The sequence below is a fragment of the Dolichospermum planctonicum genome (assembly GCF_005402965.1).
GTDB lineage: Bacteria > Cyanobacteriota > Cyanobacteriia > Cyanobacteriales > Nostocaceae > Dolichospermum > Dolichospermum planctonicum.
In genome coordinates this window covers 50,722-77,214 of record NZ_BJCF01000019.1, presented here as the reverse complement: position 1 = coordinate 77,214, position 26,493 = coordinate 50,722, and the positions used below count along the sequence as shown (strand labels likewise).

24 protein-coding genes are annotated in these 26,493 nt (G+C 39.5%); 8 read left to right on the top strand and 16 right to left on the bottom strand.

Annotation, left to right across the window (positions count from 1 at the left end; genetic code table 11):
- Window positions 1-2,899, bottom strand: a 2,899-nt coding sequence (locus FFO06_RS10455) for a DUF4347 domain-containing protein (RefSeq protein ID WP_137907984.1), incomplete at its 3' end; no start/stop codon positions are given.
- A 751-nt stretch (window positions 2,900-3,650) separates the two neighbouring features.
- Here FFO06_RS10455 and FFO06_RS10450 point away from each other — a divergent pair.
- The 5 genes from FFO06_RS10450 to opcA all read left to right on the top strand — a co-directional run bounded on the left by FFO06_RS10450 (window position 3,651) and on the right by opcA (window position 9,427).
- Window positions 3,651-4,403, top strand: coding sequence for a class I SAM-dependent methyltransferase (locus tag FFO06_RS10450; RefSeq protein WP_137907983.1), 753 nt, complete (start codon window positions 3,651-3,653; stop codon window positions 4,401-4,403).
- A gap of 57 nt (window positions 4,404-4,460) precedes the next feature.
- Window positions 4,461-4,688 (top strand): hypothetical protein, encoded by a 228-nt coding sequence (locus tag FFO06_RS10445; RefSeq protein ID WP_137907982.1) that lies wholly within the window; start codon window positions 4,461-4,463, stop codon window positions 4,686-4,688.
- Window positions 4,689-4,875: 187 nt separating this feature from the next.
- Window positions 4,876-5,913, top strand: a complete 1,038-nt coding sequence (gene fbp / locus FFO06_RS10440; protein ID WP_137907981.1) for a class 1 fructose-bisphosphatase — start codon at window positions 4,876-4,878, stop codon at window positions 5,911-5,913.
- Window positions 5,914-6,437: 524 nt separating this feature from the next.
- On the top strand, window positions 6,438-7,967 hold the full coding sequence (gene zwf / locus FFO06_RS10435; protein ID WP_137907980.1) for a glucose-6-phosphate dehydrogenase: 1,530 nt from the start codon (window positions 6,438-6,440) through the stop codon (window positions 7,965-7,967).
- 83 nt (window positions 7,968-8,050) lie between these two features.
- Complete coding sequence (gene opcA / locus FFO06_RS10430) at window positions 8,051-9,427, top strand: glucose-6-phosphate dehydrogenase assembly protein OpcA (RefSeq protein WP_137907979.1); 1,377 nt, start codon at window positions 8,051-8,053, stop codon at window positions 9,425-9,427.
- Window positions 9,428-9,513: 86 nt separating this feature from the next.
- Here opcA and FFO06_RS10425 read toward each other — a convergent pair whose 3' ends face one another.
- The 7 genes from FFO06_RS10425 to FFO06_RS10395 form a co-directional block, all read right to left on the bottom strand.
- A complete protein-coding gene (locus FFO06_RS10425) occupies window positions 9,514-10,014 on the bottom strand; it encodes a hypothetical protein (protein ID WP_137907978.1) in 501 nt (166 codons plus the stop codon).
- A 150-nt stretch (window positions 10,015-10,164) separates the two neighbouring features.
- The gene (locus FFO06_RS10420) at window positions 10,165-10,593 is read right to left on the bottom strand and encodes a hypothetical protein (RefSeq protein WP_137907977.1); all 429 of its coding nucleotides are present in this window, start codon (window positions 10,591-10,593) and stop codon (window positions 10,165-10,167) included.
- Between the two features lie 125 nt (window positions 10,594-10,718).
- A complete protein-coding gene (locus FFO06_RS10415) occupies window positions 10,719-11,093 on the bottom strand; it encodes a hypothetical protein (RefSeq protein ID WP_137907976.1) in 375 nt (124 codons plus the stop codon).
- Window positions 11,094-11,128: 35 nt separating this feature from the next.
- Window positions 11,129-11,506, bottom strand: coding sequence for a hypothetical protein (locus tag FFO06_RS10410; protein WP_137907975.1), 378 nt, complete (start codon window positions 11,504-11,506; stop codon window positions 11,129-11,131).
- A gap of 105 nt (window positions 11,507-11,611) precedes the next feature.
- Window positions 11,612-11,938 (bottom strand): hypothetical protein, encoded by a 327-nt coding sequence (locus tag FFO06_RS10405; protein ID WP_137907974.1) that lies wholly within the window; start codon window positions 11,936-11,938, stop codon window positions 11,612-11,614.
- A gap of 413 nt (window positions 11,939-12,351) precedes the next feature.
- Window positions 12,352-13,140: a rod shape-determining protein MreC gene (gene mreC, locus FFO06_RS10400; RefSeq protein WP_137907973.1), complete on the bottom strand. Its 789-nt coding sequence runs from the start codon at window positions 13,138-13,140 to the stop codon at window positions 12,352-12,354.
- Between the two features lie 260 nt (window positions 13,141-13,400).
- Complete coding sequence (locus tag FFO06_RS10395) at window positions 13,401-14,408, bottom strand: rod shape-determining protein (RefSeq protein ID WP_137907972.1); 1,008 nt, start codon at window positions 14,406-14,408, stop codon at window positions 13,401-13,403.
- A gap of 582 nt (window positions 14,409-14,990) precedes the next feature.
- On the opposite strand from FFO06_RS10395, the gene FFO06_RS10390 reads away from it, so the two are divergent.
- The gene (locus FFO06_RS10390; protein ID WP_137907971.1) at window positions 14,991-15,353 is read left to right on the top strand and encodes a single-stranded DNA-binding protein; all 363 of its coding nucleotides are present in this window, start codon (window positions 14,991-14,993) and stop codon (window positions 15,351-15,353) included.
- A 272-nt stretch (window positions 15,354-15,625) separates the two neighbouring features.
- Here the strand turns inward: FFO06_RS10390 and FFO06_RS10385 are convergent, their stop codons facing one another.
- Window positions 15,626-16,441, bottom strand: a complete 816-nt coding sequence (locus FFO06_RS10385; RefSeq protein WP_137907970.1) for a hypothetical protein — start codon at window positions 16,439-16,441, stop codon at window positions 15,626-15,628.
- Window positions 16,442-16,496: 55 nt separating this feature from the next.
- Here FFO06_RS10385 and FFO06_RS10380 point away from each other — a divergent pair, with 55 nt between their 5' ends.
- Window positions 16,497-17,399, top strand: a complete 903-nt coding sequence (locus FFO06_RS10380; RefSeq protein WP_137907969.1) for a metallophosphoesterase family protein — start codon at window positions 16,497-16,499, stop codon at window positions 17,397-17,399.
- Window positions 17,400-17,637: 238 nt separating this feature from the next.
- On the opposite strand, the gene FFO06_RS10375 is transcribed toward FFO06_RS10380, so the two are convergent.
- The 7 genes from FFO06_RS10375 to lepA all read right to left on the bottom strand — a co-directional run bounded on the left by FFO06_RS10375 (window position 17,638) and on the right by lepA (window position 25,918).
- The gene (locus FFO06_RS10375) at window positions 17,638-18,972 is read right to left on the bottom strand and encodes a MurL C-terminal domain-containing protein (protein WP_137907968.1); all 1,335 of its coding nucleotides are present in this window, start codon (window positions 18,970-18,972) and stop codon (window positions 17,638-17,640) included.
- 390 nt (window positions 18,973-19,362) lie between these two features.
- Entirely contained in the window at window positions 19,363-19,599 is a 237-nt protein-coding gene (rpmB, locus tag FFO06_RS10365; RefSeq protein ID WP_137907966.1) for a 50S ribosomal protein L28, read from the bottom strand.
- Between the two features lie 223 nt (window positions 19,600-19,822).
- Window positions 19,823-20,332, bottom strand: a complete 510-nt coding sequence (locus FFO06_RS10360; protein WP_137907965.1) for a hypothetical protein — start codon at window positions 20,330-20,332, stop codon at window positions 19,823-19,825.
- Between the two features lie 153 nt (window positions 20,333-20,485).
- Entirely contained in the window at window positions 20,486-22,024 is a 1,539-nt protein-coding gene (locus FFO06_RS10355; protein WP_137907964.1) for a bifunctional aminoglycoside phosphotransferase/ATP-binding protein, read from the bottom strand.
- A gap of 101 nt (window positions 22,025-22,125) precedes the next feature.
- Window positions 22,126-22,425: a 50S ribosomal protein L25 gene (rplY, locus tag FFO06_RS10350; protein WP_028083776.1), complete on the bottom strand. Its 300-nt coding sequence runs from the start codon at window positions 22,423-22,425 to the stop codon at window positions 22,126-22,128.
- 96 nt (window positions 22,426-22,521) lie between these two features.
- Window positions 22,522-23,850: an adenylosuccinate synthase gene (locus tag FFO06_RS10345; RefSeq protein ID WP_137907963.1), complete on the bottom strand. Its 1,329-nt coding sequence runs from the start codon at window positions 23,848-23,850 to the stop codon at window positions 22,522-22,524.
- 256 nt (window positions 23,851-24,106) lie between these two features.
- On the bottom strand, window positions 24,107-25,918 hold the full coding sequence (lepA, locus tag FFO06_RS10340; protein ID WP_137907962.1) for a translation elongation factor 4: 1,812 nt from the start codon (window positions 25,916-25,918) through the stop codon (window positions 24,107-24,109).
- 324 nt (window positions 25,919-26,242) lie between these two features.
- On the opposite strand from lepA, the gene FFO06_RS10335 reads away from it, so the two are divergent.
- Window positions 26,243-26,479, top strand: coding sequence for a hypothetical protein (locus FFO06_RS10335; protein ID WP_028082969.1), 237 nt, complete (start codon window positions 26,243-26,245; stop codon window positions 26,477-26,479).
- Window positions 26,480-26,493: the final 14 nt, after the last annotated feature.

The window sequence follows — 26,493 nt, the reverse complement described above, 5'->3', positions numbered from 1 at the left end:
CTGGAATATTTAATTGATTGGTGGTGTTACTGGTATCTATGGAGATAAGATCATTAGCTGTTCCTCCGCTGATAATTAAGGTGTCTGTGCCATTACCACCTTTGATGGTGTCGTTTTGTTGTAAATTGGCCAATATGCTGGTAATGGTGTCGTCTTCACCTTGAGCGTCTATGATATCTTGTTGGGCTGTGGTGGTTAAGTTGGTAGGAGTTTCGTTAAGGTCAGTTACTCCAATGGTTAATTGTTTCTCGAAGGATAACCCGCTTTGGTCTGTTGTCCTCAGTCGAACGCTATAATTGTTTTTGGTTTCAAAGTCAAATACAGCGTTGGTTCTAAGTTGATTTCCGCTAATGGTAAATAAACTATTATCCGTTGCACCGTCTCCGGTGACTAAACTATAAGTAAAGGTGTTTCCTGTATCTGGGTCTGTGGTGGAAAGATTACCAATCACTGTACCAATAATTTGGTTTTCCGCAACGGTGCTGGTGGATAGTGTTAGATTGGTGGGAGCGTCGTTAACGTTGCTGACTCCAATGGTTAATTGTCTTTCAAAGAATAACCCCCCTTGGTCTGTTGTCCTGAGTCGAACGCTATAACTGTTTTTGGCTTCAAAGTCAAATACAGCGTTGGTTCTAAGTTGATTTCCGCTAATGGTGAAGAAACTATTATCTGTTGCACCGTTCCCAGTGACTAAACTATAGGTAAAGGTGTTTCCTGTATCTGGGTCTGTGGTGGTGAGATTACCAACCACTGTACCAATAATTTGGTTTTCCGCAATTGTGCTATTAGAGAGAGTGAGGTTGGTAGGAGTTTCGTTAACGTTATTGACTCCAATGGTTAATTGTTTCTCGAAGGATAACCCACCTTGGTCTGTGGTTTTGACTCTAATGCTATAACTGTTTTTGGTTTCAAAGTTAAATACGGCTTTGGTAGTGAGTTGATTATTGGTAATGGAAAATAAACTATTATCCGTTGCACCTGTGCCGCTAACTAAGCTATAGGTAAAGGTGTTTGCTGTATCTGGGTCTGTGGTGGTGAGGCTACCAACTACTGTGTTAATGGCTTGATTTTCTGCAACAGTGCTATTACTTAAGGTAATGTTAGTGGGTGCTTGGTTAGTAAACTCACTGACATTAATAATCTTTAAACCACCGTCACCATCAGCCACATAAGCATAGTTACCGACTACTTGTACACCTAAAGCAAAGCCAGATGTATCATAATTGCCCTTGAGGGTGGGGGTAGTGGGGTTGCTGATATCAATAATTTGTAGTCCTGAACCACTATCAGCTACGTAAGCATAGTTACCGACTACTTGCACACCATAAGCATAGCTAGATGTATCATAATTGCCCTTGAGGGTGGGGGTTGTGGGGTTGCTGATATCAATAATTTGTAGTCCTGAACCACTATCAGCTACGTAAGCATAGTTACCGACTACTTGCACACCAAAAGCCAAGCCAGATGTATCATAACTGCCTTTGCGGGTGGGGGTTGTGGGGTTGCTAATATCAATGATTTGTAGTCCTGAATCATAATCAGCTACGTAAGCATAGTTACCCACCACTTGCACACCTCTAGCAGAGCCAGATGTATTATAATTGCCCTTGAGGGTGGGGGTTGTGGGGTTGCTGATGTCAATTATTTGTAGTCCTGACCAAAAATCAGCTACATAAGCATAGTTACCGACTACTTGCACACCCCAAGCATCGCTAGATGTATCATAATTGCCCTTGAGGGTGGGGGTTGTGGGGTTGCTGATATCAATAATTTGTAGTCCTGACCAAAAATCAGCTACATAAGCATAGTTACCGACTACTTGCACACCTATAGCATAGCCAGAAATATCATAATTGCCCTTGAGGGTGGGGGTTGTGGGGTTGCTGATGTCTATGATTTGTAGTCCTGAATCACTATCAGCTACGTAAGCATAGTTACCGACTACTTGCACACCATAAGCATAGCCAGAAATATCATAATTGCCCTTGAGGGTGGGGGTAGTGGGGTTGCTGATGTCTATTATTTGTAGTCCTGAATACCCATCAGCTACGTAAGCATAGTTACCGACTACTTGCAAACCATAAGCAATGCCAGATGTATCATAATTGCCCTTGAGGGTGGGGTTTGTGGGGTTGCTGATGTCTATGATTTGTAGTCCACCATCAGCTACATAAGCATAGTTACCGACTACTTGCACACTATTACCCTCATAAATATCGTAACTTCCCTTGACAACGGGTTTGGCTCGGTCAGTAATATCAATGATGTCTAGTGTATCCCCTACAGCGTAGGCATAGTTACCCACCACTGTCACAGCACGGGCATAGCTGAGAAAATCCCACTCTCCCACTAATGTGGGTGCAAATACTCCCTGGTAGCTGTGGAGGGTGTCTGCAATAATATCTGACAAATGTAGAGATGTTCCATGGAATGTCTCTGTAACGGGAATATTCACCTCTAACTGCCAATTTCCCCCTAATGCTGCATTGCCGGTTTTTGTTGTGGAGGCGCTAATGGTGGCGTTGGTAATTTGATGTAATTTGTGAATAAATTCTGCCCCAGCATCCCCGGCAGCGACGTTACAACCATATAGTAAAATATTCTGAGGTTGCCACTGTTGTAATTGTTGGGTGTAATTATGAATATTAGTTAAGTTTAATTGACTATTGCCTAAATATAAGCATCCGGGCGCACCGTGGGAAAGGATGTGAATGGTGGTGATGTGGGGATGTTGTTGTAAAATTTGGCTAATTTGCTCAATTCCGTCTTGCTCTGGGGAAATAATAACTGTTTTTACGCCCTCGATAATTCCTGCTTGGAGGGTCTGATAGTCGGAAAGGGAGGCATCAATAAAAACAATTGTTGTTGCGGTTTGACGGAGAAAAGAGTTGTTAGACATATTTTTCCTTTGCACCTGGTAGGGCTTCTGATTTCGTAGAAAATGAGCAACTTCACGCAAAACCTGGTCTTAATAAGATTTTAATGGATTAAAATCAGAACTACAACCGTATATTTTTAGATTTAATATGTGTTAATTAGTGTCGCATACATAATACTCTGGTAACATTCATGCTTTTACATTTGTCAGAATCAGGATATCCAGGATGAAAGGATGTACAGGATAATGATTTAATATGGTGCGTTACTATATTATATAGTTATGATGTAGCGAACTGCTTGCAGCAGCGCTTCGCTATCGCTATGCTACACCTAAAGTTTTTACCTACTCAAAAAGCTGTTCCCAGTTAAGAGTTCCCAGTTAAGAGTTCCCTGATTTAAAATGGTGCGTTACTATATTATATAGGTAGAATGTAGCGAACTGCTTGCAGCAGCGCTTCGCTATCGCCATCCTACACCCAAAGTCTATACCAATGGTGCGTTACGAATACAGCTAACACACCCTACTATTTAGCTGTCCCCTGTCTCCTGTCCCCGTGGCGTAGCACCTGTCACCTGTCACCTGTTCCCTGTCACCTGTCCCCTGTCCCCTGTCCCCTGTCCCCTGTCCCCTGTTCCCTGTTCCCTGTCCCCTGTCCCCTGTTCCCTGTTCCCTGTCTATAATATGATATTTGTAGCTCATTTACTGGCGATCTGTTTCCATAGTTCCGTTAAAATCTGTTAAAAAACGTCTTCCCCCAAAACTCACAATTATGACACAGCTAAAAAATGGTGAAAATGAATCCTTGCTAGTAGAAGAGTTTTTTAACAAGCAGTGGAAAATTTATCAAAAGGTACTCAACAATAATTACATGAGTCATAATGAAATTTATGTAGTATTCCATAAATTTCTTGTTAGTAACTTTCAAAAACCCTTTAAAATGCTTGATTTAGGATGTGGTGATGCCAGTTTCACTAGTCTGGTATTATCAAATACTAATATTACCTCCTATCATGGTGTAGACTTATCCATAGCTGCATTAGAAATTGCCCAAGAGAATTTAAAAAAGATTAATTGTGACATAACTTTAATTCAGGGAGATTTCTCAGAAGTAGTTCCTTTTTTGGCATCAGATCAAGAGCATAGATTTGATGTAATTTTCACCTCCTTCGCGCTGCACCATCTTCAGCTTCAGCAAAAAGAGCATTTTATTAACCAGCTACAAAATCTACTGATTCCGGGAGGTGTTTTCATATTAATTGATATTATTCGTCAAGAAACAGAAGACCGAGATAGTTACATTCTCCGCTACCTAGATAATGTGCAAAAATACTGGTCTTTACTCACCCCAGAAGAGTATTCAATGGTTCAGGAGCATATTTCCACCAGCGATTTTCCCGAAACTCAACAAACTATCCAAGAAATCTCTCAAAAATCCGGTTTTAATCAGTTCAAATGCCTCTACCGTGACCAGTTAAACACTACACAATTATTATGCTTTTCTCAGGAATTGTCATCATCTTAAATAATTAAGTAACAAATTAAACAATTCAACAAGTAAACAATTCAACAATTAAACGTTATGAACGTGACAATTACTGGTACTATTGAACGTCGAAATATTGGCCTTGGTGTCTGGGCTTTTGTGACAGAAGATGGTGTCACTTACCAAATCCCCAAAAGTGCTGATAAAAATCTACTCAAATCAGGACAAAAAGCCAAAGTCACAGGACAGGTAAGAAATGATCTGATGACAACCGCAATGATTGGTCCTGTTTTAGAAGTTCATTCTTTTCAGGTCATATCATAATATAATCTGTTAAGTTTTTGACACTCTGCGGTCTAAAGACACACAGATTCTTTATTTATCAGAAAATCAAAATTTCAATTCTTTAGTTTATATAAAATCAGTTTTAAGTTATCAATTTCCCTTTCTAAGATAGAAGCAACGACCAAAAATCGCCATAGATAAACACGACCTCATAGCAGCAATTAATATGACTCAAGTATCAGAATCTTTGGATTTGTCCACAGATAAAGCTCTAGATCGTGATTGTACAACATTATCCCGCCACGTTCTCCAACAATTACATAGTTTTGGACCCGATGCTCAGGATTTAAGTGCGCTGATGAATCGCATCGCTTTAGCGGGTAAATTAGTGGCTCGTCGTTTGAGTCGGGCTGGTTTAATGGAGGGGGTGCTAGGATTTACTGGAGAAGTCAACGTCCAGGGAGAATCTGTAAAAAAGATGGATGTTTACGCGAATGAAGTATTTATCTCTGTTTTCAAGCAAAGCGGCTTAGTTTGTCGTCTGGCTTCCGAGGAGATGGAAAAACCCTACTATATCCCGGAAAATTGCCCCATTGGTCGTTATACGCTGCTTTATGACCCCATTGACGGCTCATCAAACACAGATAATAATCTCAGTTTAGGTTCTATCTTTGCCATTCGTCAACAGGAAGGAGCAGATATTGATGGTGAAGCTAAGGATTTGCTTACAAATGGCCGTAGACAATTAGCAGCGGGATATATTCTATATGGACCTAGCACTATGCTAGTGTATACCATAGGTACGGGAGTGCATTCCTTTATTCTTGATCCTAGTTTAGGTGAATTTATTCTCTGTGAAGAGAATATTAAAATGCCCAATCATGCCGCGACCTATAGTGTTAATGATGGTAACTTCTGGCAATGGGATGAACCCTTTAGAGAATATATTCGTTATGTTCATCGTACAGAAGGATATAGTTCCCGTTACAGTGGGGCAATGGTGAGCGATATTCACAGAATATTATTACAGGGTGGGGTATTTCTGTACCCAGGAACATTACAAAAACCAGAAGGTAAATTACGTCTGTTGTATGAAACTGCTCCCTTAGCGTTTTTAATTGAACAAGCTGGGGGTAAAGCGACCACAGGAACAATGGATATTTTAGATGTAGTTCCCAGCAAACTGCATCAACGGACACCTTTAATCATTGGTAGTAAAGAGGATGTAGAAAAAGTGATGTCTTTTATGCCAAAAAGTCATTAAAGTTACAGCATTTATCCGTATTCTAAAGTCCAGAGCTTAATGATAAAACTCTTGTGGTGCGGGCATCTTGCCCGCATAAATTGTACCTCACTCCAGCTAAAAGTGCTGTAAATTAAGCAAATTATCGGTTAGGTAGAAAGAAGTGAAACCCAACATTCCCGCGAGTTGGGTTTTCTCAACCCATGCAGCCCCGACCAATAGAAGTCCCAGACGGGTAAATCAAGAGTTTAAACCCACACAGATAGATTATTTTTGTAGCACTTTTGCTTAAAAACGGCTGTAACTTAAATTCTAGACTTTATACACCTGCGATCTTTGAAAATCCAAAATCCAAAATCTAAAATCCAAAATCCAAAATCCAAAATCCAAAATCCTATGGTGTCTGCGTCCTTTCTGTGTCACTCATGAACTCTTTAAAAGGTCAAGTCAAGCTATTCTCACCTATAGAGGAGATTGGGGAATTTAGGAACTTGCCCTTTACCTCTTGCAAAATCTAAAATCTAAAATCTAAAATCTAAAATCCTATGGTCAGTTTGCTAGAAAATCCATTGCGCGTTGGTCTACAACAGCAAGGGATGCCCGAACCACAAATTATCGTCATCTTTGGTGCTTCTGGAGATCTAACCTGGCGTAAGTTAGTACCAGCGCTGTACAAATTGCGGAGAGAAAGACGTATTCCGGCTGAAACCACCATTGTGGGTGTAGCGCGTCGGGAATGGAGTCATGAATACTTCCGCGAGCAAATGCAAAAAGGCATGGCAGAAGCTCACGCTAATGTAGAACTAGGTGAACTTTGGCAGGACTTTTCCCAAGGTTTATTTTACTGTCCGGGGAATATAGATGACCCCGCAGGATACCAAAAACTGAAAACCCTATTAGCTGAACTAGACGAGAAACGGGGAACAAGGGGAAACCGGATGTTTTACCTCTCTGTTGCCCCTAATTTCTTCCCTGAAGCCATTAAACAGCTAGGGTTAGCGGGAATGCTAGAAGACCCCGACAAACAGCGTTTAGTCATCGAAAAACCCTTTGGTCGTGATTTAGCCTCCGCTCAAAACCTCAACCAAGTAGTACAAAAGGTTTGTAAAGAAAACCAAGTTTATCGTCTTGACCACTACTTAGGGAAAGAAACAGTCCAAAACTTGCTGGTTTTCCGCTTTGCTAATGCCATTTTTGAACCTTTGTGGAATCGGCAATTTGTAGATCATGTGCAAATTACCGTCGCCGAAACCGTGGGAGTAGAAGACCGGGCGGGTTATTATGAAACTGCCGGCGCATTGCGGGATATGCTGCAAAATCACCTCATGCAGCTTTACTGTTTAACCGCCATGGAAGCGCCTAACTCCATGGATGCTGATAGTATCCGCACCGAAAAGGTTAAAGTGTTACAAGCGACTCGTTTAGCTGATGTTAATAATTTGTCAAAATCAGCAATTCGTGGACAATACAGCGCGGGTTGGATGAAAGGTCAACAGGTGGCAGGGTATCGAACTGAACCAGGTGTTAATCCTGAATCTACTACTCCCACCTACGTGGCCATGAAGTTTATGGTGGATAACTGGCGTTGGCAAGGTGTTCCTTTTTACTTACGAACTGGCAAGCGGATGCCGAAAAAAGTCAGTGAAATTGCGATTCATTTCCGCGAAGTTCCTTCAAGAATGTTCCCCTCTGCTGCTCAACAAGCAAACGCCAACGTTTTGGCCATGCGAATACAACCCAATGAAGGTATTTCCCTCCGGTTTGATGTGAAAATGCCCGGTGGTGATTTCCGTACCCGTGCCGTAGATATGGATTTTAGCTACGGTTCTCTAGGTATTTCCGCTACTTCCGATGCCTATGATCGTCTCTTCCTTGATTGTATGATGGGCGACCAAACTTTGTTTACACGGGCAGACGAAGTAGAAGCGGCTTGGCAAGTAGTTACACCTGCCTTATCTGTATGGGATTTACCAGGTAATCCTGCGAATATTCCCCAATATGAAGCCGGTACTTGGGAACCAGCAGAAGCCGAATTATTAATTAACCAAGACGGCCGCCGCTGGCGCAGACTTTAATTAGTCATTGGTCATTGGTCAGTAGTCAGTAGCAAAATAACTGACAACTGACAACTAGTAACTAACAACTAACACTATTAACTATGGTTTCTCAAGCACCTACGATTTTTTCTTTGCAAGCACCCAAGGATGTTTCCCTCACAGAAATTGAGGTAGAACTGAATCAAGTTTGGCAAAGTTACGGTCTTCAAGGGGAAGACGGTACTTTACCCGCTGCTACCCGGGCCACAACATTTACTTTAGTAGTTTACGAACCAGAAGAAACTCAGTATTTGTTAACCGCCACCGGCTTTTATAATGGTCCAGTGGATGGTATTCTCGGACCCCAAACTAAAACAGCTTTGCAAGAAGTCCAGAAAAAGCACCACCTTCCAGAAAGCGGTATTGCTACACCGGAAACTCTGACTGCTTTACGGGCTGAATATTTCCAAAAGCAGCACACAGGACCAAATGGAGATAATCATGGTACGGCCATGGGGTATACTTTCAATCCTACCAGTCCCACTATTGCTGATGAAATTGCTACCCGTAACCCTTGCCGAATTATTGCTTTATGTCCCATTGCCGGCGATGATGAAGGGGTAAAAGCCCAAGTTTCTGCCTATTGTCCCATTCAAAAGCAATCTTCCAGCACTCTTGTCTGTTGTGAGTACATTACCCTCACTGGTACTGCTACAGCTTTAGAACGCATTGGAGGCATGATTCCGGCTTTGTTAATTGGTGGTTTACCTAAGTTCCTCTGGTGGAAAACTACACCTGATGCTGCCAATCCTTTGTTTAAGCGTTTAGCATCGGTATGCAATAATGTCATTGTTGACTCTTGCAACTTTAATACACCAGAAGATGATTTACTCAGCTTGCAACAATTAGTAGAATCTGGTATACCTGTGGCTGATTTGAATTGGCGACGTTTATCAGCATGGCAAGAATTAGCAGCAGAAGCTTATGACGCGCCTAACCGTCGTGCAGCCCTCAAGGAAATTGATCGTGTTAATATTGACTATGAAAAAGGTAATGCTGCTCAAGCATTATTATACTTAGGTTGGTTAGCTAGTCGCTTGGAATGGCGACCAGTTGCCTATAGACAGGAAAAAGGTGATTATGACATCACATACATTAATTTCCTCTCTCCAGACCAAAGACACATAGAAGCCGAATTAGCAGGAGTTCCCATTGCTGATATTGGGGAAATTGTCGGTGATTTAATTGGTTTACGCTTGAGTTCTACTAATCCTCAAGCCAATTGTGGCACTGTAATTTGTTCAGAAACTGGTGGTTGTATGCGAATGGAAACCCATGGAGGCGCTCAGTCGGCTGGGTTGTTTCAACAGGTAAGTTCTCTTTCCGAACAAAAAGCGGAAGCTTTGTTAAGTCAACAGGTACAACGCTGGGGACGGGAAGCTTTATTTGAGGAAAGTCTCACTCTCATTGGTAACACTATTAAGTTAGGTAATGGGTAATGGGTAATGGGTAATGGGTAATGGGTAATGGGTAATACTATTACCCACCCCACCAAAGTAAATTTCCCTATTTCTGTATTATATTTTTACTGATTTTGATTATTTGCAGGTGACAACTGTTGTAATTTCAATTCTGCTTCGGAAATTTGTTTTTGCACTAATTGCAGTTGTCCTTCAGCAATCTTTTTTTGTGTTTCTAATAACTCTGTTTCTTTAACAATCTTTTGCATTCTGATTCTATGTGAATCAGTTCTACCGGGCTGAAAAATCAATCCTAGATACACTGTTACATTATTAGAATCAAGAGTATTTACACCCGCCGAAACATTAAACCCAAAATCATTTTCTGTATTCACAGGAGTATTAATAGAATGATTCAGCGGATATATATTGGGAAAGTTAAATACATTAAGATTGCTATTTTGATTAGGAGTCTGAAAAACATTATTGTAATCCCCTGTGACTTGAGAACTGCTATTAGTGCTTTGGGGAGCAGACTGAGAGAAAGCAGGTCTATTTACCAGTAATTCCGATATGAGCAGATAACTAATGCTAGTAGTAAATAAAAAGATTTTTTTTGTGAACATAATTTGTTTTTTACCCCTGATATTGAAGACAAAATTCCAATTTAATGGATCAAGTATTACCCTTGAAAAATTCTAACTATGTAACCATGGATTATTCTAATTGAGAATCATGATCAATTCTTTATTTTCATTATCCAAAAATTTGTTGTTTTAAGGTACATAAATAACTAAAATATGCTGGATATCACCACTCCCTCCACTTTCTTGAGAAATCTGTGTGTTTGCTGCTATTAATTCTACTCGCAAAGTAGATCCAATAGACTTGTCAACACCATTAATTTCTATAATATTTTTACCTTTTTTTAAAAGCTTCAAAAGAGAAATTTCTGTACTATTACCTTCTATTTTTTTAATATTCTTGCCATTTAGTTTAATATTTCCAGAGAAATTATTTGCAGTATTAATTTTTAAAAGCAGGTTTTCCTTGAGATCATCCTCATTTAAATTAATGGTCATTTCTTGTTTGCTATCCTTGAGATAATGAGAATTAGCAAAAACTAAATTGGGCATTAAAACAGTCATACTCAGAGTTAAAATAGCAGCACAAAATGTCATGTTAACTATTTGCTTAATATTCATTTTTCCTTTGTCCTATTGTTTGGGTAATTCAAATATTTATTTTTTAAACATTGAATTTTTTAGGAAGAGTTTAGCAATACTAAACCCTTCGATAAAAATCATAGAAAACGAAAAGTCCCTAATTTCTAGCGATTAAAATTCTTAGGTGTTTTGACATTTATAGGTACAACCACAGCATTGTTAATAGTTGGTCCATTAACGCCTGTGGGATTACCTCTACCACCTCGCATTTGCTGATTTACATTTTGTTGTTGTTCAGCTTGTCCTCGACCGCCAATATTCACTTGTGTTGCACTAGAAGAATTGACATTTCCCGTACAAGGTCCTGTACTTCCCATTTCGATATTAGAACCTTGTCTTGCTGGACGTTCAGAAATATTTACTTGCACACCAACATGAGAATTTACACATTGAGCAAAGGCAGATTCTGTAAACACTGGTGTCAATGTCACAGCTAATAAAGCCGATATACCACTTAGAGATAAAATATTATACTGCATTTATACTCTCCTAAGCACAATTAACTACAAGACAATTAATTACAAGAAACGGATACAGTACTTGTTTGAGTTCTTTGCTGGTTAGAACCTCTAATTTTTGTAGTTTGGTGGCTCACAACTTCATTGTTAGACTCAGTACAATTCCGTTTCAATGTGTTGATATTTCTACTTCTAATTGCAGAATCCAGATTTCTCCGGCTACGGTATATATCGGGTTCATAATTCCTCTGGCTACGGTATATATCCGGTTCAGAATCTAATTGCATTTCCCCGGTATTTACCGTAGTATTTCCTCGATAGTCTCTGTTAATTTTGATTTTTCCTACTTGCAGATTCATTTCACCTGCTTGAGCTACCATAGGGAAAATCAAACCCAATGTAATTAGTAAAAGTTTAAGTTGGCGAAATTGCACGATTGATGTACCTAAACTAAATTTACAGAGAAAAAGTAGAGATAAAGCCAATAATTAATTGTATTACCCCTACATTCAATCTACCAATAAGCAGCAATTACCGACTTAATAACGGTTCCATCTCCGTCCACTTTGAGTGCGGGTTTCTCTGTACTGTTGATTTGACTTCTGTTCAGTTACGTTACCTTCACCAAGAACATCAGAACTTTGACGAGCATCTTGGATATTTGCAGAGTCTCCAGAGTCACGTCTGTTAACTCTTTGGTTTACTTGTCCCCTTTGGTTGACTCTTTGATTAGTGTAGTTACCACTACCTGTAATCACAGAATTTTGATCGGATGTTTGGACGTTACCAATATCACCAGCATTAGCAGGAACAGCAGCAGTGGCAATAGCGCTAACAGTTAGTAAAGCCAAGATAAACTTATTCATGGTTAATCTTATGAGTTTGACACTGTAAGTTTGACTTAATCTAGCCAGATTTCTTTTCCTCGTGAGAATAAAAGCCCAAAGACTCCCCACCCGTCTTTTATTCTCTGTTTTCTATGCCTAAGTCCATGTACTGAATATACAACTTCTGCAACGGTGAGTCAACTGTTTGTTACAAAAACTTACACTAATTCTCAGAAAATTACTAAGCTGTACTGCATTTAATTTGTATGATTATAGCGGGCAAGATGCCCGCGCCACAACATCTAGCCAGGTTAAGATTATTAAATTTAGATGGGTAAGAGCTTATTAAATTCTGCCATGATACCTTTGCTAAGGCTTTACAGTAATTTAACGGTTTCTTTAGTTAGAAGCATGATCTACCTAATGTAGACACGGAAAACAATTATTCCACATTATTTAGTTACGGTTGGGGTTTCCAAATCCTGTTTCTCTGGTTTAGGGTAAACAGTTACCCAGTCCAAATACTGAATTGGCGGAAATAACTCTACCCTTGCTACTGAAGCCGGGAGTTTCTTTAAATCTAGAGATTTAATTCTACCTATGGCTAAACCAGCCGGGAACTTCTGACTATAGGTAGATGTGGACACTAAATCACCTACTCTAGCATTAGGGACTTTTTCGTAAAACTCTAAGACCCCTTCTGCCGAAGAATCACCCTGTAAAATCCCTTTAGCTGAAGTCCGGCTGATAGTCACTCCCACTTGACTTTTCAAATCACTAACTAACAATACCAGACTAGTATTATTAGTCACACTTTCTACCAAGCCTACTAATCCACCATCAGCTTTAACAATAGAACCTTCTTGAATACCCGATGTTGTCCCCCGATTTAAAATCACTTGTTGCCACCAGTTATCAGCACTACGTCCCACCACCCGTGCTATAATTGGCTTTTGCTCCCCGGATTCTTTCTCTGTATAACCCAGTAAATTTTTTAATTTTTGATTTTGGCTTTCCAGATCAACTATGCGGGTTCGTAATTCTAAAAATCTCGCATCTTGGATACTTTGCTCAGGAATTGTTCCCGACTGTAACATCTGTAAAGGGCTAGTTATTCCTTGATAAATTTCACGCAATAAAGCACCTTTTGTTTCTCTGATTGTCCACGCACCACCTAAAACTAGCGCTAATAACCCTATTTGTAATCCTTTGTATTCCCACCAGCGTCTTGCAGTTAACATAAAATACCCGTATATATTTCTATAAATTATGTAAAAGTAAATGATTCAAAAGTTGCAGGAACATGACTAACTCCAGTTTGAGTGTTCCTATGCCAAAATTCCGTTAGTAAAGTTTTTCCCCTGTGGTGCTTGTGATAGTGCTACATGATGTTGTCCATACTCCTGGATACTTTCTATCAAAAATTTATCAAAAAAAGAAGGATTCTATAGTTAGTTGTTCATAAATACAGAATCCAGTATCCTTAACTAACTGATTTTTGTTACATATTGCGAGAACGTCCGCTGAATACTCTCTCCAACTGCTTGAAGTTTTCTAATACACGACCTGTTCCCAAAACTACACAGCATAGAGGATCTGCTGCTATATGGGTAACAATACCTGTCTCATGACTAATTAAAGTATCCAGTCCTTTGAGTAATGCGCCACCGCCCGCTAACATGATCCCGCGATCAATAATGTCTGCTGCCAGTTCTGGCGGTGTGCGTTCTAGTGTGCGTCTCACTGCTTCTATAATTACTGCCAGTGGCTCTACCATACTTTCCCGAATTTCAGGACCTTTGATGGTGACAGTCCTTGGTAAGCCAGAAAGCAAATGCAGTCCACGGACTTCCATTATTTTATCATTATCATCTTCGGTGGGATAGGCCGAACCAATCCTAATTTTAATGTCCTCAGCAGTACGTTCACCAATTACCAGATTATGAATTTTCTTCATATAATGAATAATTGCTTCCGTCAGTTCATCTCCAGCAATGCGTACTGACTCGCTAATTACTGTCCCTTGCAGACTTAATACCGCTACTTCTGTTGTTCCACCTCCGATATCAATAATCATATTACCAGTGGGTTCGGCAACTGGTAGTCCAGCACCAATGGCCGCTGCAACTGGCTCATCAATCAAATATACTTCTCTGGCACCAGCTTGAGTAGCTGCATCCATTACGGCTCGTCTTTCTACTCCTGTGACACCACTAGGAATACCAATCACAATGCGGGGTAACATCAGGGATCTACCTTCATTTACCCGCTGAATAAAGCTTTTTAGCATCAACTCCGCCGTATCGAAGTCAGCGATCACACCGTCACGCAGGGGACGCAGAGCTACTACATTACCTGGTGTCCGACCGAGCATTTTTTTTGCTTCTTCTCCCACTGCCAGCGCCACTTTGAGATTTTGATCAATGGCAACTACGGAAGGTTCTTGCAGGACAATTCCTTTACCTGATACATAAACTAGGGTATTGGCTGTACCGAGGTCGATACCCATATCCCATGATGGACGAAAATTCCTGAAAAGACCCACGCGTCTGTGTTCCCCCTATTTATGCTAATTGTGACTATCAAGATAAGAGTTAATAATGACGGATTAGATGATGTTTATTTGCCTGATTCCAGTAAACTAGACTATTTTTTTATCTAGCTTTTGTCAATCTTGATTTTAGTTCCAAGACTTTTGTGTGGTATTTTTTGAATATCACTCGGTACAACCGGATAACTTTTTTAATGCCAATTATTTTTTGATTTTTTTGATAGACTTAATTGTGAAGATTGTAACAGACTTTTAATAATTTTACAATTAAACCCCATCTAGTTTGAAACCCACAGTTTTTTCTGATAGCAATTCCCATTAAAGCAAGGTACAAAAATTTATAATTAAATGCAGATCAACACCGATGATTTTGTACTTAATTAGACTAGGAAACGGTATAATCGCTATTGATTCCCAAAGCCTCTACTCTTCCCTTTTCCCTGTTCCAGGCTTGAAAAACTCCAGTTCTCAACTCGGACGAGGTTTAGTTATTATATATAATATGAATCATACAATACAAATGTACCAAAAGGAAAAGCTATGAGCATTAATGTTGTTACCCTTGTTGGTCGTGTAGGTGGCGACCCAGATATGAAGTATTTTGAGTCGGGTACAGTTAAATGTAGATTGACTTTAGCAGTAAATAGAAGATCCCGTAACAACGATAAGCCAGACTGGTTTAATCTAGAACTCTGGGGAAAAACTGCGGAAGTTGCCGGTAATTATGTCCGTAAAGGTAGCTTGATTGGGGTTAAAGGTTCTTTGAAATTTGATTCCTGGAGCGATCGCCAAACCGGAGTCAATCGTTCTAGTCCAGTTATTCATGTAGAACAACTAGAGTTACTCGGTTCTAAGCGTGATAGTGAAGGTGGTATGTCTGATATGTCTCCAGATAATTTTTAATCTACAGGACTTTCCGCTGATTCTGTCTATATATTGAGAGTATTTCTGATTATAACAAATCATGGAAAACTCTCATAAGACTATTTCTATAGGAGATGCCAGTAAAGAAATTGGAATTTAAGTAGGTGTTTTGGAGAGTTTGGTAGAAATGCTCAGTGAAATAATAAACTGGGGAGTCAAACCCAGATGAGCATATTTTTGCTAACCTTGGCAAGAATGCCATTGTCTAGACTACATAAATGATGTTTTTTGTCAATGCCTACTCTCGAATTTCATCGTTGAAAAATTATCATTTCATTACCAACAACTGGACTACGGGCAATTATTTTCTCTTGAGAATCAACAATTTTTAAATGTGTGAAATTAATCTCTTGGGAACGTTGTAATATGTCCGCAGCTAGTTTATCCTGTTGAGAGTTTTCTAAACTGTACCAAACATCACTAATTTTTAGAGTTAAATCGCTGGTACGGAAATTACCAACTATAGGTTTTATCAGTTGAGAAACAATATTTTTATCTTTGGTATTCTTTACAGAAACGCTAATTTCTGAAAACTGGTTTTCAATTGCTACTAGTAAACTTTCTTCTGGTGTTAATTCCCTAATTGGAGTTGGTTTGGGTTTGGGTTCTATAATTGGAGTTGGTTTGGGTTTGGGTTCTATAACTGGAGTTGGTTTGGGTTTGGGTTCTATAACTGGAGTTGGTTTAGTAACTTCCTCAACTGGAGTAACAATTGCGACTTGAGTAGATGATTTAGGTATAAACAAAAATGTAGTAATTCCTATTGTCACCAGAAAAATTACCGCAAAAATTCCTGTCAGAACCAAATCTGACACATTATTAGATATACTTGATGGTAAGAATAAGCGAAATGTCCTTAAAAATCCATCCCAACGAGATAAAAAATTAATTTTCTTCCCACTAGTATCCTTGGGTGTTTCTGTCTCCAATTTGACCATAGTGGTTTCTAAAACACCAATTGTTCCCCGCAAAACTTGGATAATTACCGTCTTCCAAATTGGTTGATTTTTTTTGTACAGCGTGGTTACGGGTTCATTTCTTGATTTTGGTGCGTTTTCTCCTGACATGGAACTTTTACCCAAATTAGTGAATCAAAAACATACACAAAAGGGAATAGATAATATGAATATTAAACGCCGTCAATTTTTGTTTTTAAGTGGAATTAGTGTCATCACATCTGGATTTTTAGATGGGAAGTTATCATCAAATTCTCTCATAGAATCAGCAACAGCCGCTAACCCCATTAAAAAAAATTTAAAAAAAGATTTATTATTGCGTTTTGTATCCGTTGCTGATACGGGAACTGGTGCAAAAGGTCAGTATGCTGTCGCAACTGCTATGAATTATTATCATCAGCAAAATCCTTATAACTTAGTAATTTTAGCTGGTGATAATATTTATAATAATGGCGAAATTGAGAAAATTAATCAGGTTTTTGAACGTCCTTATCAACCTTTATTGCAAAAAAGTGTCAAGTTTCATGCTTGTTTAGGTAATCATGATATTCGCACTGATAATGGTGTTCCTCAAGTGAAATATCCTGGTTTTAATATGCAGGGACGTTATTACACATTTACTCAAAATCAAGTCCAGTTTTTTGCTTTAGATACTAATAATAATGCAGATTGGCAAAATCAATTAATTTGGTTAGAAAAGCAATTAAGTATCAGTCAAGCACCTTGGAAAATCGTATTTGGTCATCATCCCATTTATTCATCTGGTCATTATGGTAGTAATATAAATTTTATTAACACTTTTACTCCTCTATTTAAAAAGTACAATGTTCAACTTTATATTAATGGCCATGAACATAACTATGAACGGACTCACGCTATTAATGGAACTACCTATTTAATCTGTGGTGCTGGTGCCGGTAATCGTCCTGTAAGTCCTTCTCAATTAACAGAATATTGCACAAGTAATTTGAGTTTTGCTGCTTATAATGTCTACCCAGAGAGAATAGAAATCAGTGGGATTGATACTAATAATCGCGTTTTTGATCAAGGTATAATTAGGGCTTGCTGATAGCCTGCGTGGCCTAGCCATAAAGTTATGATAGCGTAGCGTGACGTAAGTCATAGAGAGGTGCTACGCCACGGGTACAGTATTTTGAATAGTTTGATTGTAGAAAAATTGATTTTGAGTGTTCAGTAAGTGCATGGTTTTTCATCCTTACAGGTTTTATTCCTTGTATCTTTTTCACTTCTTATTTATCTTTAACTGTTTTCAGATAACGGTTTTAGGTTTATTCAGCAACTCCTAATTATTGATTTGTCAAAACTGAATTTAGTTTATCTTGGTGTTCTTTAGGAATGTTTTGAGGGGCAGAGATTTTTAGTAGAGATTCATCAAATTCAATATTGGGTATCTGAGCAAGAACACCTAAATGTTCGCCATTTTTGAGACGTTGTTTTTTGCATTTAGCTAAAGCCATTAAAGTTTCACGTTTTTCACCAACACACTCAAATGGTTTCTCAGCACTTGGGTCGAATAAACGTCTCCAAACTTCTTCTAGTTTTGTAAAACTGAATAAGTCCTCTCCCACTACCTGCTTGGCAAAAGAATAATCTGTGACGGCTTCGATTAAAGCATAAGAAAAAGCGCATTTTGGACAGTTACAACACCATCGAACGTCTCCTGAATTCCACTGTGCCTCGTTACATGAGGTAAGGCTATTCAGGATGGTTTTTTTCCATAAAGATAGTTGATTAACTGTAGCGATTGAGTAACTTTCTTCGCAGATACTAACATACCTAAATGGCAAACCTTTTTGCTCTAAAAAATTATTAAAACGTTCTATATAAGCTGTTCCCTTGGCACTTTGATGATTGACTTCTCGCCCCTGATATGTAGTATTAGATTCATTAGAACTTTTATCATTTGCTAAGACCAGAAAGCGATGTCCCTGCTGTACTGCAATGATCATCATAATGAAAAGAGCATTAGTAATAGTAGGATCGTTACGAACGCCTTTATAACCAAAATGTGTAGCTGGATCTTCCTGTGGATGAGCTTCTATTTCCCACAGGTGACTTTGAGTTTTAATGTAATCAAATACTGGAAACTTTTGTAGCCAGTTGTTGCCTAATATTCCTCCTGCATTGTGTAAAGTAAATGCTTCCATAGGAAGATTACATTGCTGCATCCACTCAAATGCAAATGTACTTTCTTTACCCCCACTAACGGCAAGAAGATAAGTATCTTTGACGGATGGAAACCAAGAATTTTCTATAGAATTTAAACAAAATTCTATTCGAGGCATTTTATCCCAATCCCATTTTTCCAGGTAAAACTTTTGCTGAAGATACCAGTAAATATCTTCATTCCACCAATCTGATTCCCATTGAAGACAGCTATACCAAGTTACTTTGACTGTCTCAGGGGTGCATATTTCACAAAGGCGATAAATTTCTGCCATTGCTATCCCGATTAAAATGGATGGGTGAGTTTCTTCTATATTTTCAAATATTGGAGGAAAGTCAATGTAATAAAAATGCTGCCAGTTATCAACTATAAACGGAAAAATAAGCTTATACTTTTTCCAGTAAGGTGCTTGAGAATAAATGACTGAACAAGTCGGAGATTCTCCAGTTGCCATGTATTGGATCCGCGACTCATGGTATCTACTCTTAAATGTTTCACTACGGTTCATGTTTTTAATAGTAATTGGTTTGAATCAAAATATGACAATTTTATCTTGATCTTTATCTTGATCACAAGTAGGGCAAAAAAGAAACTCTCTCATTGAGTGAAAGAGTGTTTAAATGTGATAGCTGTGAGTTTAAATCCCAAAGGCATTGGAATGCAGCTATTAATTTGTCAAAAACTGTCAGTTAGGCAGTGTTAGCCTGTGAACTGGGTAAGTGCAGACACAGGGGGAAGCACGAAGTAAAAGAAGCTCAAAGTAGATTTGAGTAGGTTTTATATAACGGCAAGAAATAAATCTCCATTACCTATTACCTATTACCTATTACCTATTACCTACTATTTAGTAATGGTTAAGGTTGATACCAGCTTCTTTAGCCATTGCTTCCAAACCTTTAGTTTCTAAGGTTTTAATAGCTTTAGTAGAGAGTTTCAATTTTACCCAACGGTTACCACCTGCCCACCAAATCCGCTTACTTTGGAGATTAACGTGCTGTAAGCGGTTTGTATGACGGTTAGAGTGAGAGACGGAACAAGCATTATTGGCTTTTTTACCAGTTAGTTCACAACGACGGGACATAATAAATATCTCCTAGAGTTTTATTTTAAGACAACCCTTCTATTATATATACTCATAACCTGAATGGCTAAAATTGTTCCCCGAACAGGAAAACAAAATTTGCTATGCTGGTATAGCATTACAAATATCCCCTCAATATATCAGGAAAAGAGTTATTTACGCATCCATGACAAACCAAAAGAATTGAGAACAGATTTTTTCCGAATCAATATATAACCGTTAATTACTTTTCCCAAAACCGAAAATTGAAAGTTGCAGACTCCCGACGGAAACGCCGAATAGGTTTTTTCTTGCGTCTTTTAGCGGCTCTATCACTAGGCTGTTCTGTGTCTTCTTCCACAATTTCCTCAGATAATTGAGTTTGTAACGCTTCCTGACTGCGCCACCAAGCAATTATCCAGCCACCACCAACACCAGCAATACCGCCGAACAAAATACTCATGGGTGCTGAATAACCCAAGAAAAGACAACCCAGCATGAAAACTAACCAATATTTCAAACCAGCATCAATACCATCATTAGAGGCTACAGTAGTAGCCTGGGGGTTATTCTCATTTGCAAAAGTAATCCACCCCAAGGTGACACCACCCATGATACCTATAAATAAGCACAGAGGTACTGAAGCACCGGCAATTCTGGAGACAATGAATAAAAACAACCCGAATAGTAATTGAGACAGGAAGTTAGGTGAAGATGAGAAAATATCGCCGAGAAAATTATTTTTTGGTGCCATAAAATTAAGAGTCAGGAGTCAGGAGAAAGAATAATTATATCTCGTTATCTCATGTATATCGTACCCATACCCTGTATGGGTACAAAGAATGGGATAAGTGGGTTTTACTTGTGTAGACGCGGTTAAAAACCGCCCTTTTAATCTAGACAAAAATTAAATCAATCCTGATAATTGCGCTTCTAATGGTAGAGTTGTATCTACAACCGTTAGATAAGATTGTTCTTGATCTGTAAATGGTTGAGATTGGTTAATTTGGGATGTTAATAAATCAGCAGTAGCATCAGCAATATCACCAGTGCGGTTCAGCAGCCTTTGTGTTAGAACTTCTACTGGTGCGGTGCAATTGATGATATATAGAGGTAGTTGATGCTCTGTAGCTTGAAAAATAGCTTCTTCCCGTAAATCCTGACGATCATATTTAGCATCTAAAATTACAGACCAGCCTTGATTAGCTAGTATAATTCCCAGTGCTAACAATCGGCTATAGGTTTTTTGTGTCATTTCTGGTGTATAAATTTCATCCCCACCTCTTTCTAACAAAGAAATTCCCGCCAAATGCTTACGCACAGCATCAGAACGGAGATGAACTGCATTGAGTTTTCGGGCTAAATACTTAGCTGTGGTACTTTTTCCAGCACCGGACAACCCGGACATCAAAATCAGTTTTCCCCGTTGCGGTTTAGTATATTCCCAAGCTTGATGATAATATGCAGATGCAGTTTTTGCCGCTTCTTCCTTCACTGTATCAGGTACACTAGGATCATCTAACAAAAATGAATTTACCTTAGCCCGCACATAAGCCTGACGGCTTAAATATAAAGGTAAGACCTGTAAACCTTCCCAGTCTCCAGTTTGCTCTACATAAGCATTTAAAAAGGCATTTCCTAAATCCTTACGTCCTCTGGCCTCAATATCCATGACGGTAAAAGCTACATCATACATAACATCAACGAAGCGAAAAGGCTCGTTAAATTCTATACAGTCAAACAACATGATTTTATCATGCCAGAGAGCAATATTTCGCAGATGTAAATCCCCGTGACCTTCGCAAATATAATTATTGTCAATTCGGCTTTTAAATAATTCTGGATTTTGGACAAAGAAATTATCCGTATATTGTTTTGTTTCCTCAAACTGCGCTTGTGTCTGAGGTCCACCAATATATTTTTCAGCTTGCTGATAATTTTCATCAATAGCCAAACGCACTTGTGAGACTTCCCCAAAACTGCGAATGTAGTCATTAGTGTGTGCTTGAGCATGGTATTGAGCCACAACCCGTCCTAATTCTTCTAAGTTGCTTTCCTGTAAGTTCCCAGCAGCGAAAAGTTCACTAAATAGGGATTCTTGGGGAAATTGACGCATCTTAATAGCATATTCTACAGCTTCTCCTGTACTACCTAAATGGTATTCTTCACCCACGCAAGTTAAAGGTATCACTTCTAAATATAATTCACCAGCACCGCGTTGATTTAAGCGCAACTCCTCCTCACAAAAATGTTTTCTTTTTTCTAAAGTGGAAAAGTCTAAAAAACCGAAATTAGCTGGTTTTTTCAGCTTATAAGCATAATCTCCAGTTAAGAGGACATAAGAAATATGGGTTTGAATTAGTTGAATTGGTTCGGTTACACCATGAGGATAAAATCCAGGTTGTAACATTTGTTCAATTAAAGCGGGAAGATTTGTTTCTGTCATTGGTTTGTTGTCAGTGGTCAGTAGTCAGAGGGATTTTGATAGTCTTTTTCACAAAAAAACCAGGTTTAACCCTGGTCTTCTTAGTTATTATTACCTAAATTCTAGCCTTTAGTGCCAGCGAAAAAACTTAAATGGTAAGGTGTACCTTTAGCTGGGTGAATCTGAACTTCACGAATTACAGTTGTACCAGTCCATTCTAATTCAGGAATGCTTAATTCCACTTCGGTTTGATTAGGAGCAGCTTGCTTGAGTAAACGTTCTACAACTTTAGCGTCAAGAACTAAAGAAATTGATTCAGTTCCGTTGTGACCGTACAAATTAGCGGGAATTAAGCCAGAACGGCGCAAAGCTCTGGGTTTGCTACCTTCTGGACGGGTTTTAGATTCGAGTGTAATAGCCATACTATTTTTAGATGTTAGATGTTAGATGTTAGTTGTTAGATGTTAGTAGTCAATTATCAGTTATTTTACTACTGACCACTGACCACTGACCACTGACTAAACGGGAGTACCATTTGGATGCAACAGAGCGCGTTTTGGACCGTGAATAGGGTCTTCTACAATGATAGTCTGATCACGACTTGCTCCCAAAGAAACGATCGCAATGGGGACATCCATCAATTCTGCTAAGAATCTTAGATAGTCTAGTGCTTGCGGTGGTAACTCTTCGAGGGTACGACAGTGACTTGTTGACACTTGCCATCCTGGTAAGGTTTTATAAATAGGACGACAACGGGTGAACATCCGGGCGCTAGTGGGGAAGTGTTCGCAACGTTCACCATCAATTTCATAAGCTACACAAACATTAATTTCCTCTAATTCATCGAGAACATCAAGTTTAGTAATAGCAATACAATCCATGCCGTTAATGCGAACCGCATAGCGTCCAATTACCGCATCAAACCAACCACAACGACGTTTGCGCCCCGTAGTTGTGCCAAATTCCGCACCGCGATCGCCTAATAAGTCGCCAATTTCGCCATTTAGTTCCGTAGGGAATGGGCCTTCTCCTACCCTTGTAGTGTAGGCTTTGGATACACCAATCACCCGATCTATCATTGTCGGTCCTAACCCACTGCCAACGCAAGCCCCGCCAGCCACTGGATTAGAGGATGTAACATAGGGATAAGTCCCGTGATCCAAGTCAAGTAAAGTCCCCTGTGCGCCCTCAAACAAAATATTTCGTCGTCTTAAAACCGCATCATAGATTTGTAACGAAGTATCAACCACAAAAGGACGCAACCGTTCAGCATAACCTAAATACTCCTCAATTACCGCTTGCGGATCAAGGGGCGGCAGATTATACAGCTTTTCCAAAATGGTATTTTTATAGTTGATCGTCCACTCCAATTGCTCACGCAGTCCATCGGCATCCATCAAGTCTAACATCCTGATGCCTGTCCGTTCCGATTTATCAGCGTAGGTCGGTCCAATACCTCTACCAGTTGTCCCGATTTTATGATTCCCCCGCACTTCCTCCGAAGCCTTGTCAATCATCCGATGATAAGGCATGGTGACATGAGCCGTTTGTGAGATCAACAAGTTAGCCGTGGAAATATTTAATTGTTCTAGTTGATCCAGTTCTTTGATTAAAACCTGTGGGTCTATGACTGTTCCACAGCCAATAATACATTCGGTTTTTGGATATAAAATACCAGAGGGGATTAAGTGCAGCTTAAACGTCTGACCTTGGACTACGATTGTATGCCCAGCGTTAACTCCTCCTTGGTAACGTACCACCACATCTGCGGAGCGGCTGAGTAAGTCAGTTATTTTACCTTTTCCTTCATCGCCCCACTGGGCACCTATGACAATGACGTTAGCCAAGAGATTATATTAAAGGGTAAAGTTTCCACAAATTATCACTTGTAACAGATTTTTTATCTTTTGTCAAGGATTTAAAAAACTTTTGCTTTTCCCCGGACTATCCATAATTTAGGGGATAATGGCGGGTCACGCTGCGCTAACCCACCCTACTACTTTTTTGTGTCGGTTGTCGCTTAACCCTTTTCAGGAGCAACTCGCCTGTATTCACTCTTACAAGCGAGATGGCATAAATAGTCCAAAAATAAAAATCTGGAATTTAGGTTTTATCCAGCTTTAAAACAGCCATAAAAGCCTCCTGGGGTACATCAACTGTACCGACAGCCTTCATCCGTTTTTTACCTTTGGCTTGCTTTTGTAACAGTTTCTTTTTCCGGCTGATGTCGCCACCATAGCATTTAGCGAGGACATCTTTTCGCATAGCCGGGATATGTTCACTAGCAATGACTTTAGCACCAATGGATGCTTGAATGGGGACCTTGAATTGATGACGGGGAATGAGTTCTTTCAATTTTTCCGCCATTGCTCTCCCGACATTATAAGCTTTATCTCGGTGGACAATCATGGCTAAAGAATCTACTGGATCACCGTTAATCATAATATCCAATTTTACCAGGGGATTTTCCCGATAACCAATCAAATGATATTCCATACTGGCGTAACCGCGAGAACGGGATTTCATTTGATCAAAAAAGTCGGTGACAACTTCCGCTAAGGGCAATTCATAGGTAAGTGTAGTCCGTCCTTGGGTAAGATATTTCATATCTTTGAAGATTCCCCGACGGTTCTGTGACAACTCCATTAAAGAACCGACGTAGATTTCTGGAGTAATCATTTCTACCTGGACGTAGGGTTCTTCAATTCTCTCCCGTTCATTGGGGCTGGGTAAACGACTAGGATTATCAATGTATAATTCCTCACCTTTATTGGTGACGACTTTGTACACCACTGAAGGCGCGGTAATGATTAAATCTAGATTATACTCCCGTTCTAGGCGTTCCTGGACAATTTCCATGTGTAGTAATCCCAAAAACCCGCACCGGAAACCAAAACCCATGGCGCTAGAGGTTTCTGGTTCATACTGTAACGCAGCATCATTGAGTTCTAGTTTTTCTAAAGCTTCCCGTAGGTCTTCAAACTGATCTGCGTCTATGGGAAACATACCACAAAATACCATCGGGTTAGCTTCTGCATAACCGGGTAGAGCCTCTGCCGCTTTGTTCTTACATAGAGTAATAGTATCTCCTACTCTAGCATCAGCTACTGCTTTAATAGCCGCGCCTAAATACCCCACTTCTCCAGCGTGAAGCTCTTCTACTTGCTTTTGAGTCGGTGCCAGAATACCTAACTCATCAATGACATATTCTTTACCTGATGCCATTAAGTAAATGCGATCGCCTTTTTTCACAGTTCCATCCATAACCCGGAAGTAAACAATTACACCCCTGTAGCTATCGTAGTAACTATCAAAAATCAAGGCTCGGAGACTTTCATTGATAGTATTAGCTGGTGGGGGAACTCGTTCGACAATAGCTTCTAATATCTCAGGAATACCAATTCCCTCCTTAGCAGAAGCTAAAATTGCCCCACTACAGTCTAAACCAATAATTTCTTCAATTTCCCCAATTACTCGCTCTGGTTCAGCCCCTGGTAAATCAATTTTATTTAAAACCGGGATAATTTCTAGATTACTCTCTAGGGCTAAATAGACATTGGCTAAGGTTTGTGCTTCTACACCTTGGGACGCATCCACAACCAGTAATGCCCCTTCACAAGCAACAAGAGAACGGGACACTTCATAGGAAAAGTCCACGTGACCAGGGGTATCAATTAAATTGAGAACATACTGCTGACCATCCTTAGCAGTATAATTCATCCGGGCCGCTTGCAGCTTAATTGTAATGCCGCGCTCCCGTTCCAAATCCATGTTATCCAGAAACTGCTCCTTCATCTGTCTATCTTCTACAGTACCAGTGGCCTGTAGTAAACGATCAGCGAGAGTTGATTTCCCGTGGTCAATGTGAGCAATAATACAAAAATTGCGAATGCGATCTGCGGGAACGTCAGTCATATACCATTTTTGCCCTCAAGCAAACCAAAGTGAAACTATTTACTTCATGTATTTTAACTCAAGTTGCTAGTTATCTAGTCGAGACTGGTAATAGGTAATGGGTAATTGGTGATAAAATCCCTGTTTTCAGGCTGTTTAATCCTTAATTTTCGACATCTTAATTCTGACACCGCGCCTAACTAGCAACTTACGTTATTATGTTAAATCTATTTATAGCTCCTAGTGATGCTGACTTGGCAGCCTACAATTAAATAGGCACAGATTATAAATATCATAACTGATTGATCACGGTTTCGAGAAAAAAAATTCACAGTATTTAAGCCCATGAATATGCAAGAACAGCCTAGAAATACAGATACCGGACGCGCTGACAAAAAAGAAATCGCGCTCCATTTAGATTCTGAATTAATAGAACAAATTCAACATCTCACCAATGATCCCAGTAAAGTGATTGAGGTAGCTATCCGTCAATGGCTACGAGGAGATTTTAACAGAGATGATGAGTTAACACGTACCCCCGTCCGCACACCTATTCCCCCTCGCGGTGAATGGAATGATTAGAACTACTGGGTCAA

Coding starts and splice junctions, on each gene's coding strand:
- FFO06_RS10445 (WP_137907982.1), top strand. CDS start 4,461: ATGAACGTGACAATTACTGGTACTATTGAACGTCGAAATATTGGCCTT.
- fbp (WP_137907981.1), top strand. CDS start 4,876: ATGACTCAAGTATCAGAATCTTTGGATTTGTCCACAGATAAAGCTCTA.
- FFO06_RS10420 (WP_137907977.1), bottom strand. CDS start 10,593: ATGAATATTAAGCAAATAGTTAACATGACATTTTGTGCTGCTATTTTA.
- FFO06_RS10405 (WP_137907974.1), bottom strand. CDS start 11,938: ATGAATAAGTTTATCTTGGCTTTACTAACTGTTAGCGCTATTGCCACT.
- FFO06_RS10335 (WP_028082969.1), top strand. CDS start 26,243: ATGAATATGCAAGAACAGCCTAGAAATACAGATACCGGACGCGCTGAC.
- rplY (WP_028083776.1), bottom strand. CDS start 22,425: ATGGCTATTACACTCGAATCTAAAACCCGTCCAGAAGGTAGCAAACCC.
- mreC (WP_137907973.1), bottom strand. CDS start 13,140: ATGTTAACTGCAAGACGCTGGTGGGAATACAAAGGATTACAAATAGGG.
- FFO06_RS10425 (WP_137907978.1), bottom strand. CDS start 10,014: ATGTTCACAAAAAAAATCTTTTTATTTACTACTAGCATTAGTTATCTG.
- FFO06_RS10450 (WP_137907983.1), top strand. CDS start 3,651: ATGACACAGCTAAAAAATGGTGAAAATGAATCCTTGCTAGTAGAAGAG.
- rpmB (WP_137907966.1), bottom strand. CDS start 19,599: ATGTCCCGTCGTTGTGAACTAACTGGTAAAAAAGCCAATAATGCTTGT.
- FFO06_RS10375 (WP_137907968.1), bottom strand. CDS start 18,972: ATGGCAACTGGAGAATCTCCGACTTGTTCAGTCATTTATTCTCAAGCA.
- FFO06_RS10355 (WP_137907964.1), bottom strand. CDS start 22,024: ATGACAGAAACAAATCTTCCCGCTTTAATTGAACAAATGTTACAACCT.
- FFO06_RS10380 (WP_137907969.1), top strand. CDS start 16,497: ATGAATATTAAACGCCGTCAATTTTTGTTTTTAAGTGGAATTAGTGTC.
- lepA (WP_137907962.1), bottom strand. CDS start 25,918: ATGACTGACGTTCCCGCAGATCGCATTCGCAATTTTTGTATTATTGCT.
- FFO06_RS10395 (WP_137907972.1), bottom strand. CDS start 14,408: ATGGGTATCGACCTCGGTACAGCCAATACCCTAGTTTATGTATCAGGT.
- FFO06_RS10415 (WP_137907976.1), bottom strand. CDS start 11,093: ATGCAGTATAATATTTTATCTCTAAGTGGTATATCGGCTTTATTAGCT.
- zwf (WP_137907980.1), top strand. CDS start 6,438: ATGGTCAGTTTGCTAGAAAATCCATTGCGCGTTGGTCTACAACAGCAA.
- FFO06_RS10360 (WP_137907965.1), bottom strand. CDS start 20,332: ATGGCACCAAAAAATAATTTTCTCGGCGATATTTTCTCATCTTCACCT.
- FFO06_RS10385 (WP_137907970.1), bottom strand. CDS start 16,441: ATGTCAGGAGAAAACGCACCAAAATCAAGAAATGAACCCGTAACCACG.
- FFO06_RS10390 (WP_137907971.1), top strand. CDS start 14,991: ATGAGCATTAATGTTGTTACCCTTGTTGGTCGTGTAGGTGGCGACCCA.
- opcA (WP_137907979.1), top strand. CDS start 8,051: ATGGTTTCTCAAGCACCTACGATTTTTTCTTTGCAAGCACCCAAGGAT.